Source organism: Nocardioides aquaticus (assembly GCF_018459925.1).
Taxonomy (GTDB): domain Bacteria; phylum Actinomycetota; class Actinomycetes; order Propionibacteriales; family Nocardioidaceae; genus Nocardioides; species Nocardioides aquaticus.
On record NZ_CP075371.1, the window covers coordinates 1,286,072 to 1,298,818 of the forward strand.

Genomic DNA, 12,747 nt, shown 5'->3' on the forward strand with positions numbered 1-12,747 from the left:
CAGTCATGGACGAGGACCTGGTGGCCCGGGCCGCCCGGCACGCCGCGCTGGGCGACCCGGTCCGGCTGCGGATCACCGACCGACTCGCCTGGGGTGACGCCTCGCCCGGTGATCTCGCCGCGGCGCTGGGACTGGGCTCCAACCTGCTGGCCCACCATCTCGGGGTGCTCGAGGGGGCCGGCCTGGTCTCGCGGCACCGTTCCGAGGCCGACCGGCGGCGCAGCTACGTCGCGCTGACCCGCGACGACGCCACCTGCCGCGTGGTCGGTGCGGCGGACTGCTGCACCGACCCGCCGTGGGCCGGGGCGTCGCGCGTCCTCTTCGTCTGCACCGCCAACTCCGCCCGGTCGCAGCTCGCGGCCGCCCTGTGGAACGACGCCCGCCCCGGGATCCCGGCGGCCTCCGCCGGCACCCACCCGGGCGACCGGGTCGCCCCGGGCGCGGTGGACGAGGCGGCCCGTCGCGGGCTGCGCCTGACCGGCAGGCCGGAGCACCTCGACGACGTCCGCGAGCACGGCGACGTGCTGGTCACGGTCTGCGACCGGGCGCACGAGGAGCTCGCCGCGGACGACTCCGCGACGGTGCACTGGTCGGTGCCCGACCCCGTGCCCGACGGCCGCTCCAGCGCCTTCACCACCGCCGCCGACGACCTCCGTCAGCGGATCGGCGCCCTCCCCACCGTCCCCGCCACCCAGGAGCCCGCCCGATGACCAGCACCCCCGCCGCCCCCGCCACCCCCGCCACGCCCCAGGTCGTCTTCGCCTGCGTCCGCAACGGCGGCCGCTCCGTGATCAGCCGGGTCCTCGCCGAGCACTACGCCGGCGGCCGGGTCCGCGCGCTCTCGGCCGGCACCCAGCCCGGGGAGCACGTGCACCCCGAGGTGGCTCGCGCGCTGACCTCGCTCGGCCTGGACGCCTCGGCCGAGGTGCCGACCCTGCTGACGCGGGACACGATCGCCGCCAGCGACCTTGCGATCACCCTCGGCTGCGGAGAGGAGTGCCCGTACGTCCCCGGCGTGCAGTACCGCGACTGGCCGGTGGCCGACCCGGGCGGCCAGGACGACGCCACCGTCCGCGCGATCATCGGCGACCTCGACGCGCGGGTCCGCGGGCTGCTGGGCGAGCTGGTCCCGGACCACGAGCTGCCGCCCTCGGTACTCTCCGGGGCGTGACCGTCGCCCGATCCCTGCTGCTCTTCGCCCTCGCCGCGCTGGCCGAGATCGGCGGTGCCTGGCTGGTGTGGCAGGGCGTGCGGGAGCACCGCGGCTGGATCTGGATCGGGGCCGGGGTCGTCGCGCTCGGGCTGTACGGGTTCGTGGCGACGCTGCAGCCGGACGCGAACTTCGGCCGGATCCTGGCGGCGTACGGCGGTGTCTTCGTCGCGGGGTCGCTGGCGTGGGGCATGGTCGTCGACGGCTTCCGCCCGGACCGCTACGACGTGGGGGGTGCGCTGCTGTGCCTGGTCGGCGTCGCCGTGATCATGTACGCGCCGCGGTCGGCCTGAGCGCGTCACCGATCGCGAACGCGGCGTCCCGGGCGGGTCGGCCGACGCCGACCAGCGTGGCCGACGCGGCGCCGGTCCAGTCGCCGTACCCGACCAGCCAGACCCGGGGGTCGGAGGAGGAACGGACCGGGTGCGGCGAGCCGTCCGGTGCGACCGTGCACGGACGGCCGCGCTCGGTGGCCAGGCCGAGCCCGCGCAGGTGGCCCAGCGCCGGGCGGAAGCCGGTCGCCCACACCACCGCGTCGAGGTCGACCTCGTGCCCGTCGGGCCACCGGGCGCCGGCCGGGGTCAGCCGCTCGACCATCGGTCCGGCGACCAGGCCGCGTTCGTCGCGGGCCCGGCGCACGGCGGGGGTGGCGACCACGTCGCCGAGCGAGGCGACGTCGCGCACCGGTCGTCCGGCGGCCCGGTCCCGCACGGCCTGGGTGGCGGTCTCGAAGAGCACCCGGCCGTCGACGTCGTCGGGCAGGTAGCGCGGCCGGCGCAGGGCCACCCAGTGCAGCGCGGCCACGTGGGGCTGCAGGTCGGCCGCGAGCTGGGCCGCGGAGTTGCCGCCGCCGACCACGAGCACCCGCTGAGCGGTCAGCTGCTCGGGACCGCGGTAGTCGTGGGTGTGGAGCTGGCGCCCGCCGAACGCCTCGGCCCCCGGGACGGCCGGCCAGAACGGCCGGTCCCAGGTGCCGGTCGCGCTGACCAGCGCTCGAGCCCACCAGTCGCCGCGGTCGGTGCGGACCCGGAGCAGTCCGTCCTCGCCGGCGTCGACGACGTCGGTGACCCGGACCGGTCGGTGCACCGGGAGGGCGTACCGCTCCTCGTAGGCCGCGAGGTAGGCGGCCACGTGCTCCGCCGACGGGGTGCCGTCGCCGGTCCACGCCGGCATCGGCCATCCCGGCAGCGAGCTGAAGGCGGCGGGGGAGAAGAGCTCCAGGCTGGGCCAGCCGTCGGGCCACGCCCCGCCGGGGCGGTCGTGCGCGTCGAGCACCACGGTGCGCAGCGCAGGGAGGCCCTCACGCTCGCGCCGGGCCGAGACCCGGCCCAGGTGGTAGGCCGTCGCGAGCCCGGACTGCCCGCCACCGACGACGCAGACGTCGACCGTGCGGCCCTCCGGCGTCTGCTCCCGACCCGGGGTCGGTGCGCTCACGTGTCGTCGCGACGGCGCTCGAGCAGCACCGTGTCGCGCCACTCGCCGTCGAGCCGGGCGATCCGCGAGCGGACCGCGAGCGTCCGGTAGCCGGCCGCCCGGTGCAGCGCCAGGCTGGCCCTGTTCTCCGGGAACACCGAGGCCTGGAGCGTCCAGAGGTCACCGGCGTCGGCCTCGGTGACCTGGCGGTGGAGCAGTGCCTTGCCGACGCCCCGGCCGCGGGCCGCGGCGGCCACGTAGACCGCGCCCTCGCCGACCCCGGCGTAGCAGGCGCGCGCCGAGGTCGGGGAGACGGCGGTGAACCCGACCACCTCGCCGTCGACCTCGGCCACCCAGCGGTGGTCGGGCAGCCAGCGGTCCCGCAGCACGGTCGCCTCGGGGACCTCGGTCTCGAAGGTGGCCTGGCGGGTGGCGACGCCCTCGGCGTAGATCGCCCGCACCTGCGGGAGGTCGGCGTCGGTCATCGCACGGGTGGTGACGTCGGCCGGCAGGTCGGCGGGACAGCAGGGCGGGGTCGAGAGCGTGCCCATGACGGCGTCGGCAGCGTGCGGCAGGCCGGTGCAGCAGGCCGCGTTCACGCTGACCACGCTGCTGGTGCCCACCTTGTCCACGGCGACGAACCCGGCGTCGGCCAGGTGGCGCACGTGGTGGGAGCAGGTCGACTGGCTGATCCCGAGCTCGCGGGCGAGGTCACCGACCCGGGCGGACCCGGACGCGGCGGTGGCCACCGCGTTCAGCAGTCGCACCCGCGTCGGGTCGGCCAGCGTCGCGAACCACGCGGCGTACGTCGTGGCCGCGTCGCCCGCCAGGGCGGCGGCGAGGGGCGGGGCCTGCGCGGTGGTCATGGTCGGACTTTACATCGATCGCGATCGATTGACGGGGCGCAGGCGGCCGACTAGCGTCCTTGTATCGATGCCGGTCGATCGACCGGTGTCCCGTCCGTCCCCAGGAGCACCCATGGTCCCGACCCCCGCCACCCCGCTCGTCGTCGTCGGCGCGGGCCCGATCGGGCTGGGCGCCGCGGCCCACGCCGTCGAGCGCGGGCTGCCGGTCGTCGTCCTCGAGGCCGGGGACGAGGTCGGTGCCGCCGTGTCGGAGTGGGGCCACGTCCGGCTGTTCTCGCCGTGGTCGGAGCTGGTCGACCCCGCCGCGGCCCGGCTCCTCGACGCCGCGGGCTGGGTCGCGCCCGACCCCGCGGGCCTCCCGTCCGGTCACGAGTGGGTCGCGGCCTACCTCCGTCCGCTGGCGGTCGCCCTGGAGCGGGCCGGGGTGGACGTGCGTCGTGGGCACCGCGTGGTCGGCCTGGCCCGGTCCGGGCGGGACCGGCTGGTCGCGGCCGGTCGGTCGGACGTGCCGTTCGCCGTGCACGTCAAGGGCCCGTCGGGGCACGGGGTCCTCGAGGCCGCCTCCGTCGTCGACGCCAGCGGCACGTGGGGCGGCCCGGGCCCGCTCGGCGCCGACGGCTTCCCGGCCCCGGGGGAGCAGGAGCACGGTGACCGGGTGCTGCGGGCCGTCCCCGACCTCGGTGACCCCGCGCGCCGCGCGCGCCACGCCGGCCGGCACACCGTGGTGGCCGGTGCCGGTGCGTCGGCGCAGAACGCCCTGGTCGCACTGGCCGGCCTGGCCGAGGAGGTCCCCGGGACCCGGGTCACCTTGGTGCTCCGCCGGGCCGACACGGCCAAGGCCCTGGGGGCCGCCGAGCTCGACGAGCTCGCCGCGCGCGGAGCGCTCGGCAGCACCGCGCAGCGTGCGGCCGACGCTGCCGCGGTCACCACCGTCACCGGGTTCCGCACCGCGCGGCTCGAGGGTGCCGAGGACGGCCGGTTGGCGCTCGTCGGTCACGACGGGCGCCGGGTCGAGCAGGTCGACGAGGTCGTCGCGGTGACCGGCTTCCGTCCCGACCACTCCTGGCTGCGCGAGGTGCACCTCGACCTCGACGGCGAGCTCTCCGCGCCGTCGGGCCTGGCTCCCGAGATCCACCCGGCGCACCACTCGTGCGGCACCGTCAGCCCGCACGGGGCCGACCTGCTCCGTCAGCCCGAGGAGGGGCTCTACCTGGTCGGGATGAAGTCCTACGGCCGGGCCCCCTCGTTCCTCGCGCTGACCGGCTCCGAGCAGGTCCGCTCGGTGGTCGCCGAGATCGGCGGGGACCACGAGTCCGCCGCCCGGGTCGAGCTGGTGCTGCCCGAGACCGGGGTGTGCGGTGCGGCCCCGGCCTTCGACGGCGCCCCGGCCGGCGGCTGCTGCGGCGCGCCGGCCCCGGAGCTGGTCACGACCGGGAGCGCCGACGCGCGCTGAGGCCGCCGTCTCCGGGTGGTCGGGCCCCGCGAGGCAGGATGGGGGGCATGGAGACCGTGACCGACGCCGGCTGCGCCCCCTCGTCGCACGCCGTCGGGGTGGCCATGGTGCGCGAGGAGGCGGAGCGGCTCGCCCAGCTGATCAAGGCGCTCGGCGACCCCACCCGGATCCAGCTGCTCGAGATGATCCGCACCGCCCCGGAGCGTGCCGCCTGCGTCTGCGACCTGACCGGACCCCTCGGCCTCAGCCAGCCCACCATCTCCCACCACCTCAAGGTGCTCACCGACGTCGGCCTGCTGGCTCGCGAGCGGCGCGGCGCGTGGGCCTGGTACTCCGTCCGTGACGACCGGGCGGGGGAGACGGCCCGGCTGGTCGCCGACCTCCTCGGGACGCGCTGACCTCCGAGCGCGGGTGCGGGTGCTCCTGGACGAGCCGGCACCCCGGGCCGTCGTATCGACGGACGTCGATCTAGGCTGCGGATCGACATCCGTCTATCCCCGCTGAGGAGCAACCGACGTGCTCGTCGTCGCCGTCCTGATCTTCGCCGCCACCCTGACCCTGGTCATCTGGCAGCCCCGCGGCCTCGGCATCGGCTGGAGCGCCCTCGGCGGCGCGGCCGTCGCGCTGGCCACCACCGTGGTCTCGTTCTCCGACGTCCCCACGGTGTGGGGGATCGTGTGGAACGCCACGCTGGCCTTCGTGGCCATCGTGGTGGTCTCGCTGATCCTCGACGCCGCCGGCTTCTTCGAGTGGGCAGCCCTGCACGTCGCCCGGTGGGGCCGGGGGAACGGCCGGCTGCTGTTCGTGCTCATCGTGCTGCTCGGCGCCGCGATCGCCGCGGTCTTCGCCAACGACGGCGCGGCGCTGATCCTCACCCCGATCGTGGCCTCGATGCTGATCGCGCTGGAGTTCCCGGCCCGTGCGTCGCTCGCCTTCGTGATCGCGTGCGGCTTCATCGCCGACGCCGGCAGCCTGCCGCTGGTGGTCTCGAACCTGGTCAACATCGTCGTGGCCGACTACTTCGACATCGGGTTCGCGCGCTACGCCGTGGTGATGGTCCCGGTCGGCCTGGTGTCGGTCGCGGCCAGCCTGGCGGTGCTGCTGCTGTTCTTCCGCACGGCCATCCCGGCCTCCTACGACACCTCGCTGCTGGCCGAGCCGGCCACCGCGGTGCGGGACCGGACCACCTTCCGGGCCGGGTGGGTCGTCCTGGCCGTCCTGCTCGTCGGCTACTTCGTCGCCGAGCCGCTGCACCTGCCGCTCTCGGCGGTCGCCGGCGTCGGCGCGCTGGTGCTGATGGCGATCGCCTCCCGCCGGCCCGCGGTGCTGTTCGCCCGGTCCGGTCGCGGTCCGGTCGCGGTCCCGGTGTCAGCGGGTGGCGGGGGCGCCGGTGCCCCGGCGGCGGGGGAGGAGCGGATCGACGTCCTCCGCATCCTGCGTGAGGCCCCGTGGCAGATCGTGCTGTTCAGCATCGGGATGTACCTGGTGGTCTACGGCCTGCGCAACCAGGGCGTGACCGACGAGCTGGCCGGTGTCTTCAGCGCCTTCGGCGACCACGGCGTGCTGGTCACCGCCCTCGGCGTCGGCGTCGTCGTGGCGGTGCTGGCCTCGCTGATGAACAACATGCCGACCGTGCTGATCGCGGCCCTGGCCGTCGGCGCCACCGGCGCGACCGGGCTGACGCACGAGGCGATGGTCTACGCGACGGTCATCGGCTCCGACCTCGGCCCCAAGATCACCCCGATCGGCAGCCTGGCCACGCTGTTGTGGCTGCACGTGCTGGAGCGCCGGGGGATCCACATCGGGTGGGGGCAGTACTTCCGAGTCGGCATCGTGCTGACCCTGCCGGTGCTGGCGGTCACGCTGGTCGCCCTCGCCGGGTGGCTCACCGTCGTCGGCGTCTGACGCAGGACCGGCCGGGGACCGCGAAGTCCCCGGTCGGCCGGGGACTTCCGAACATGTCGGCCTGTGCAAAGGCCGACATGTTCGAAGGTCGCCCGACACGTCCCGGTCCTCAGCCCAGCGGGGGCAGGTCCAGGAACGCGTCCGCGGTCAGCGGCAGGTCGCGCACCCGGACGCCGGTGGCGTGCCAGGCGGCGTTGACCACCGAGGCGGCGGTGCCCACGATGCCGATCTCGCCGATCCCGCGACCGCCCATCGGGGTCGCCAGCTCGTCGACCTCGTCCAGCCACTCGACCTGCAGGTCGCCCACGTCGGCGTGCGCCGCGACGTGGTACGTCGCGAGGTCCTGCGTCACGACGTGGCCGAAGCGCGGGTCGCGGTGGCCCTCCTCGTGCAGTGCCCCGGAGATGCCCATCACCATCCCGCCCAGCAGCTGCGAGCGTGACGTCGTCGGGTTGATCACCCGGCCGACCGAGTAGACGCCGAGCATCCGGGGCACGCGGAGCTCCCCGGTCCAGGCGTGCACCCTGACCTCGGTGAAGGTCGCGCCGAAGGAGTGCAGGCTGTGCCCCTCGGTGTCGGGGTACGGCTCGGCACCCGCCGTGGTGTGCGCCCCGACCTCGGGGTGCGCACCGTGGTCGGCGCGGTGCTGCTGGACGGCCGCGGCGATCGCGGTGCCCCACGACGCCGTGCCCGCGGACCCGCCGGCCACGGTCGCGAAGGGCAGGTCGGTGTCACCGACGTGCACGTCGACCGCCGCCGGGTCGACGCCGAGGGCGTCGGCCGAGATCTGCTTCAGCACCGTACGGGCGCCGGTGCCGATGTCCACCGCGCCGATCGAGACGGCGTACCGGCCGCCGTCGAGCGCCTCGACCCGGGCCTCGTTGCCGGGCATGTAGAGCGTCGGGTAGGTCGCCGCCGCGACGCCGGTGCCCACCCACCAGTCGCCGTCCCTGGTGGCGCGCGGCCCTGCCGGGCGGTCGGCCCACCCGAACAGCTCGGCCCCGCGGACCAGGCAGTCGAGAAGACGTCGCTCGTTCCAGGGCTTGCCGGTCTCGGGGTCGGTGGCCGGCTCGTTGCGCTCGCGCAGCGTCACCGGGTCGACCCCGGTCGCCACCGCCAGCTCGTCCATCGCCACCTCGAGGGCGAACATGCCCGGCATCTCGCCGGGCGCACGCATCCAGGACGGGACGTTGACGTCGAGCGCGGCGACCCGGTGGGTCGTACGGCGGGCCGGCGCGGCGTACATCATCCGCGCGGCGGTGGCCGTCTGCTCGGCGAACTCCTTGAAGCGGGAGGTCTGCGAGGTGGCGTCGTGCTCGACCGAGAGCAGCGTCCCGTCGGGCTCGGCGACCAGGCGCACGGCCGAGCGGGTGGCCGTGCGGTAGCCGGCCAGCGCGAACATCTGCTGCCGGGTGGTCACCAGGCGGACCGGTCGTCCCGGCTCGTCGGTGCCGACGGCGACCGCGGCGAGGGCCGCGGCCATCTCGGGCGCGTGCGGCAGCCCCTTCGAACCGAAGCCGCCGCCGACGTACGGTGCCACGACCCGCACCCGGGCGGGGTCGAGCCCCAGCATCGGGGCCAGGGTGCGTGCGACCGGGTGCACGGCCTGGGTGGAGTCCCACATCGTCAGCGTGGTGCCGTCCCAGGAGGCCACCGCGGCGTGCGGCTCCATCGGCGAGTTGAACTCGTGGGGGGTGGAGTAGTCGCCCTCCACCACCACGGCACCGGGGGTGCGGACCGACGCGACGTCGCCGTCGGCCCAGTCAGTCTCGTGCCCGGCGTTGACGCCCTCGGGGGCGTAGGTCGCGGTGTCCCCGTCGTACGCCGCCTCGTGCGGCTCCTCCGCGTAGTGCACCCGGACCAGCCGTGCGCCCTCGCGGGCGGCCTCGGAGGTGGCCGCCAGGACCAGCGCGACGACCTGGCCACGGAAGCGGACCCGGTCGTCCTGGAGGACCGCCAGCTCCTGGTCGCCGGTGTCGGCCAGCCGCGGCGCGCTGTCGTGGTCGAGGACGCGCAGCACCCCCGGGTGCTCGAGCGCGGTCGAGGCGTCGACGCGCAGCACCCGACCGCGCGCGATCGTCGAGGTGACCATCCACGCCGCCACCGGCGGGCTGGCCGGGTCGGCGTGCTCGGCGGCGTACGGTGCGCGGCCGGTGACCTTCTCGGGGCCGTCGACGCGGTCGTGGTGGGTGCCCATGGACCGGGCGGTGAGCGGCTCGGGTCGCAGCGTCGTCATGCGGAGGCTCCTTCGGCGAGAGGGGCGGTGACGTCGCGCAGGGCCAGCGCGGTCGCGCCCCGCAGCATCGCCACCTTGTAGGCGTTGTCGGGGCCGGGACGGGCGTCGCCCAGCTCGGCGTCGACCGCCTGACGGACGAGCTCCTCGTCCGGGACCCGCCCGCGGAGCAGGGCCTCGGCGGCCTCGGCGCGCCACGGCTTGTGGGCGACCCCGCCCCAGGCGATCCGCAGGTCGGCGAGCGTGCCGTCCTCGGCGAGCTCGACCGCCACGGCCACCGAGACGAGCGCGAAGGCGTACGACGCGCGGTCTCGGGTCTTGACGTAGGTGGAACGCCGGGTCAGGTCGGTCATCGGCAGCTCGACGGCCGTGACCAGCTCGCCGTGCGCGAGGACGGTGTCCCGCTCGGGGTGGGAGCCGGGGAGGCGGTGCAGGTCGGCGACCGGCACCCGACGTTCCCCGTCGGGGCCGAGGACGACCACCACGGCGTCGACCGCCACCAGCGCGACCGCCAGGTCGCTGGGGTGCACCGCGACGCAGTCCTCGCTGGCGCCGAGCAGGGCGTTGTAGCGGCCGTACCCCTCGAGCGCCGAGCAGCCGCTCCCGGGCTCCCGCTTGTTGCAGGGGGTGGTGACGTCCTGGAAGTAGACGCAGCGCGTGCGCTGCAGCAGGTTGCCGCCGGTCGTGGCCTGGTGCCGGATCTGGCCGGAGGCGCCGGCGAGCAGGGCGCGGGCGACCGCGGGCCAGCGGCTGCGCACCAGGGGGTGCGCGGCGAGGTCGGAGTTGCGGACCCCGGCGCCGATGCGCAGCACCGGTCCCGACGGGCCGTCGGCCGGGCCGACCTCGTCGGTGGCCAGCCGGCTCACGTCGACCAGGGTGGTCGGGGTGGCGATGCCGAGCTTGAGGTGGTCGACGAGGTTGGTGCCGCCGCCGAGGAAGGTGGCGTGCTCGTCGGCGCTCACCGCGGCCACGGCCTCCGCGGCGTCCGCCGCGCGGACGTACGTCAGCTCCTTCATGCCGTCGCCCCCTGCTCCGAGCCCTGCTGCCCCGCGGCCTGGCGGGTCGCGGCGAGGATCCCGGCGTAGGCGCCGCAGCGGCACAGGTTGCCGCTCATCCGCTCGCGGATCTCCTCGTCGCTGAGGTCGGGCTCGGTCTCGAGGTCCTCGGTGACGTGGCTGGCGTCCCCGTCCTCGGCCTCGCGCAGCATCCCGACCACCGAGCACACCTGGCCCGGCGTGCAGTAGCCGCACTGGTAGCCCTCGTGGTCGAGGAAGGCCTGCTGCACCGGGTGCAGGTCGTCGCCGTCGGCGAGGCCGTCGGCGGTGACCACCTCGGCGCCGTCGTGCGCCACGGCCAGCGCCAGGCAGGTCAGGTGCCGGCGGCCGTCGAGCAGCACCGTGCAGGAGCCGCACTGGCCGTGGTCGCAGCCCTTCTTGGGGGCGGTGGCGCCGACGCGCTCGCGCAGCGCGTCCAGCAACGTCGTGCGGGTGTCGACGAGGACGTCGTGCTCGGTCCCGTCGACGGTGAGGCGGACGGTGGTGTCCATGGGGTCCTTCCCGGCGGTGGCAGAGGTTGGGGGCAGAGGTGGGGGCGGAGGTGGGGGCAGAGGTGGGGGCCCGAGGCCCGGCTCCACGATGCCCCCTGCCACCCCGTCTGCTTCCCACCCCTGGGGGTCGCGGAGCACGGGCGCGGCTCGTCTGACATCTGTCATGCCCCGGTCGTGGGCCGGTCATCACGACCGGTGACGGGGCGCACTGTCGGCGGACCCGGAACCGCGGGAGCGTGGAGCCATGACCACGACACCACGCCCACCCGCCGTCCGGATCGAGGGCCTGCGCCGCCGCTACGGCACGGGCAGCTCGGGCTTCGAGGCCGTGCGCGGCGTCGACCTCGAGGTCGCCGCCGGCACCATCACGGCGCTGCTCGGCACCAACGGTGCGGGCAAGACCTCCACGCTCGAGGTGGTCGAGGGCCTGGCCCCCGCCACCGAGGGCCGGGTCGAGGTGCTCGGCCTGGACCCGGTCGCCGACCGCGGCGCCGTACGCCGTCGCACCGCGGTGCTGCTGCAGACCAGCGGCTTCTCCGGCGACCTGACGGTCCGCGAGACGCTCGTGATGTGGAACGCCACCGTGACCGACGCGCGCAGCGTCGAGGAGGTGATGGACCTCGTCGGGATGCGTGACCGGGCCGACGTCGCCGTCCGCGCGCTGTCGGGCGGCGAGCGCCGCCGGCTGGACCTGGCCTGCACGCTGACGACCCGTGCCGAGGTGGTGCTCCTCGACGAGCCCACCACCGGGCTCGACCCGGAGAGCCGCCGCCAGGTCTGGCGGGTGCTGGAGGACCTGCGCGCCGACGGCGTCACCGTGCTCCTGTGCACGCACTACCTCGAGGAGGCCGAGGTGCTCGCCGACCACGTCGCGATCCTCCACGAGGGCCGCATCGTCCGGGTCGGCACCGTCGCCGAGATCACCGCGGAGGCGCCCTCCACGATCCGGTTCGGGCACCCGGAGGACACCGGGCTGCCCGACCTGCCGGTGCTGCCCGGTGCCGGGGTGACCCGCCACGAGGGCACCGTGACCGTCGTCAGCGACGACGTGCAGCGCGACCTCGGCACCCTGCTGGCCTGGGCCGCCGAGCACGGGCTGCGCCTGGACCGGCTCGAGGCGCGCGCCGCGTCGCTGGAGTCGGTGTTCCTCGACATCGCCGCCGACCGGACCGACCGGACCGACCGGACCGACCCAGAGCCCGAGCCAGAGCCCGAGCCCGCCGTGATGGAGGAGACCCGATGAGCACCAGTCACCCCTCGACCAGCCCGACCACCCCGACCAGCCCGATCAGCTCGCCGGACTCCACCGGCCGCGCCGGCGAGCGCCGTGCGAGCGTCCGGCGCGTGGTCGCCCTGGCCCGCGCCAACGCCCTGCTGATGGCGCGCAACCGGTTGACGCTGATCTACGCCGTGGTGGTGCCGCTGCTGCCGCTCGGCCTGCTGCTGGCCCAGGACCTCTCGGACCCCGTGGCGGGCGCCGGCGCCCTGATCACCTCGCTGGTCCTCGTCCTGCTCTTCCCCGTCTACTACAACCTGCTGTCGGTGGTGGTGACCCGCCGCGACGAGCTGGTCCTGAAGCGGCTGCGGACCGGGGAGACCCGCGACCGCGAGCTGGTCGTCGCCCTCGCCCTCCCGGGGGCGGTGCTCGCGGTGCTGATCTCGTTGCTCACCGCCGGCATCGGGATCGCCTTCGGGCTGCCGCTGCCGGTCAACGCGCTGCTGTTCCTCGTGGCCGTGGTCGCCGGCATCGTGATGATCGCCGCCCTCGCGCTGTGGACCGCGGCGTGGACCCGCAACGCCGAGGCCGCCCAGCTGACCAGCGGGCCGGTGCTGCTGCTGATGATCCTGGGCCAGACCGCCGTCGCCTACCCGGACCCGGTCCGCGAGGCCTTCACCTGGACCCCGGGGACCGCGATCGTCTCGTTGGTCCGGACCGGGTGGTTCGGCCTCGAGCCGGTGACCGGCGGGGCCCTCTCCCAGGAGCCCACCGTGGACTTCGCCTCCAGCTGGGTGCAGGCCGGCCAGCCGATGCTGGTGCTGGGGGTGTGGACCGCGGTCGCCCTGTGGCTGGCCGCCCGCTCGATGCGGTGGGAGCCGCGGACGTGAGCACTACCCTGGGCC

The 12,747-nt window shown here is 75.6% G+C and carries 13 protein-coding genes; 8 read left to right on the forward strand and 5 right to left on the reverse strand.

Going from position 1 to position 12,747, the window contains the following annotated elements:
• Positions 1–5: 5 nt before the first annotated feature.
• From ENKNEFLB_RS06240 to ENKNEFLB_RS06250, 3 genes are read left to right on the forward strand one after another with little or no spacing between them, the layout of a single operon-like run.
• Complete coding sequence (locus ENKNEFLB_RS06240; protein ID WP_214058407.1) at positions 6–710, forward strand: arsenate reductase/protein-tyrosine-phosphatase family protein; 705 nt, start codon at positions 6–8, stop codon at positions 708–710.
• On the forward strand, positions 707–1,171 hold the full coding sequence (locus ENKNEFLB_RS06245) for an arsenate-mycothiol transferase ArsC (RefSeq protein WP_214058408.1): 465 nt from the start codon (positions 707–709) through the stop codon (positions 1,169–1,171). The genes ENKNEFLB_RS06240 and ENKNEFLB_RS06245 overlap by 4 nt, the downstream gene beginning before the upstream one ends.
• Entirely contained in the window at positions 1,168–1,503 is a 336-nt protein-coding gene (locus ENKNEFLB_RS06250) for a YnfA family protein (RefSeq protein WP_214058409.1), read from the forward strand. Before ENKNEFLB_RS06245 ends, ENKNEFLB_RS06250 begins: the two co-directional genes overlap by 4 nt.
• Here ENKNEFLB_RS06250 and ENKNEFLB_RS06255 read toward each other — a convergent pair.
• Complete coding sequence (locus ENKNEFLB_RS06255) at positions 1,478–2,644, reverse strand: ArsO family NAD(P)H-dependent flavin-containing monooxygenase (protein ID WP_214058410.1); 1,167 nt, start codon at positions 2,642–2,644, stop codon at positions 1,478–1,480. The genes ENKNEFLB_RS06250 and ENKNEFLB_RS06255 overlap by 26 nt on opposite strands.
• Positions 2,641–3,489 (reverse strand): helix-turn-helix domain-containing GNAT family N-acetyltransferase, encoded by an 849-nt coding sequence (locus ENKNEFLB_RS06260; RefSeq protein WP_214058411.1) that lies wholly within the window; start codon positions 3,487–3,489, stop codon positions 2,641–2,643. Before ENKNEFLB_RS06260 ends, ENKNEFLB_RS06255 begins: the two co-directional genes overlap by 4 nt.
• A gap of 112 nt (positions 3,490–3,601) precedes the next feature.
• On the opposite strand from ENKNEFLB_RS06260, the gene ENKNEFLB_RS06265 reads away from it, so the two are divergent.
• The 3 genes from ENKNEFLB_RS06265 (at position 3,602) to ENKNEFLB_RS06275 (ending at position 6,847) form a co-directional block, all read left to right on the forward strand.
• Entirely contained in the window at positions 3,602–4,942 is a 1,341-nt protein-coding gene (locus tag ENKNEFLB_RS06265) for an NAD(P)-binding protein (protein WP_214058412.1), read from the forward strand.
• A 47-nt stretch (positions 4,943–4,989) separates the two neighbouring features.
• Positions 4,990–5,340 carry an ArsR/SmtB family transcription factor gene (locus tag ENKNEFLB_RS06270; protein ID WP_214058413.1) on the forward strand — a complete coding sequence of 117 codons (351 nt, stop codon included), beginning with the start codon at positions 4,990–4,992 and terminating at the stop codon, positions 5,338–5,340.
• Positions 5,341–5,458: 118 nt separating this feature from the next.
• Positions 5,459–6,847, forward strand: a complete 1,389-nt coding sequence (locus ENKNEFLB_RS06275; RefSeq protein WP_214058414.1) for an arsenic transporter — start codon at positions 5,459–5,461, stop codon at positions 6,845–6,847.
• A 109-nt stretch (positions 6,848–6,956) separates the two neighbouring features.
• Here ENKNEFLB_RS06275 and ENKNEFLB_RS06280 read toward each other — a convergent pair whose 3' ends face one another.
• From ENKNEFLB_RS06280 to ENKNEFLB_RS06290, 3 genes are read right to left on the reverse strand one after another with little or no spacing between them, the layout of a single operon-like run.
• Positions 6,957–9,083, reverse strand: a complete 2,127-nt coding sequence (locus ENKNEFLB_RS06280; RefSeq protein WP_246535867.1) for a xanthine dehydrogenase family protein molybdopterin-binding subunit — start codon at positions 9,081–9,083, stop codon at positions 6,957–6,959.
• Positions 9,080–10,096 (reverse strand): FAD binding domain-containing protein, encoded by a 1,017-nt coding sequence (locus ENKNEFLB_RS06285; protein ID WP_214058415.1) that lies wholly within the window; start codon positions 10,094–10,096, stop codon positions 9,080–9,082. The genes ENKNEFLB_RS06280 and ENKNEFLB_RS06285 overlap by 4 nt, the downstream gene beginning before the upstream one ends.
• On the reverse strand, positions 10,093–10,626 hold the full coding sequence (locus ENKNEFLB_RS06290) for a 2Fe-2S iron-sulfur cluster-binding protein (protein WP_214058416.1): 534 nt from the start codon (positions 10,624–10,626) through the stop codon (positions 10,093–10,095). The genes ENKNEFLB_RS06285 and ENKNEFLB_RS06290 overlap by 4 nt, the downstream gene beginning before the upstream one ends.
• Before the next feature lie 244 nt (positions 10,627–10,870).
• Here ENKNEFLB_RS06290 and ENKNEFLB_RS06295 point away from each other — a divergent pair, with 244 nt between their 5' ends.
• Together ENKNEFLB_RS06295 and ENKNEFLB_RS06300 are read left to right on the forward strand one after the other, a co-directional pair.
• Positions 10,871–11,869, forward strand: coding sequence for an ABC transporter ATP-binding protein (locus ENKNEFLB_RS06295; RefSeq protein ID WP_214058417.1), 999 nt, complete (start codon positions 10,871–10,873; stop codon positions 11,867–11,869).
• Positions 11,866–12,732, forward strand: a complete 867-nt coding sequence (locus tag ENKNEFLB_RS06300) for an ABC transporter permease (RefSeq protein WP_214058418.1) — start codon at positions 11,866–11,868, stop codon at positions 12,730–12,732. Before ENKNEFLB_RS06295 ends, ENKNEFLB_RS06300 begins: the two co-directional genes overlap by 4 nt.
• Positions 12,733–12,747: the final 15 nt, after the last annotated feature.

Bases quoted from the DNA above. Each gene is read 5' to 3' on its own strand.
- ENKNEFLB_RS06290 (WP_214058416.1), bottom strand. From the start codon at position 10,626: ATGGACACCACCGTCCGCCTCACCGTCGACGGGACCGAGCACGACGTC.
- ENKNEFLB_RS06240 (WP_214058407.1), top strand. From the start codon at position 6: ATGGACGAGGACCTGGTGGCCCGGGCCGCCCGGCACGCCGCGCTGGGC.
- ENKNEFLB_RS06280 (WP_246535867.1), bottom strand. From the start codon at position 9,083: ATGACGACGCTGCGACCCGAGCCGCTCACCGCCCGGTCCATGGGCACC.
- ENKNEFLB_RS06265 (WP_214058412.1), top strand. From the start codon at position 3,602: ATGGTCCCGACCCCCGCCACCCCGCTCGTCGTCGTCGGCGCGGGCCCG.
- ENKNEFLB_RS06300 (WP_214058418.1), top strand. From the start codon at position 11,866: ATGAGCACCAGTCACCCCTCGACCAGCCCGACCACCCCGACCAGCCCG.
- ENKNEFLB_RS06245 (WP_214058408.1), top strand. From the start codon at position 707: ATGACCAGCACCCCCGCCGCCCCCGCCACCCCCGCCACGCCCCAGGTC.
- ENKNEFLB_RS06295 (WP_214058417.1), top strand. From the start codon at position 10,871: ATGACCACGACACCACGCCCACCCGCCGTCCGGATCGAGGGCCTGCGC.
- ENKNEFLB_RS06285 (WP_214058415.1), bottom strand. From the start codon at position 10,096: ATGAAGGAGCTGACGTACGTCCGCGCGGCGGACGCCGCGGAGGCCGTG.
- ENKNEFLB_RS06270 (WP_214058413.1), top strand. From the start codon at position 4,990: ATGGAGACCGTGACCGACGCCGGCTGCGCCCCCTCGTCGCACGCCGTC.
- ENKNEFLB_RS06260 (WP_214058411.1), bottom strand. From the start codon at position 3,489: ATGACCACCGCGCAGGCCCCGCCCCTCGCCGCCGCCCTGGCGGGCGAC.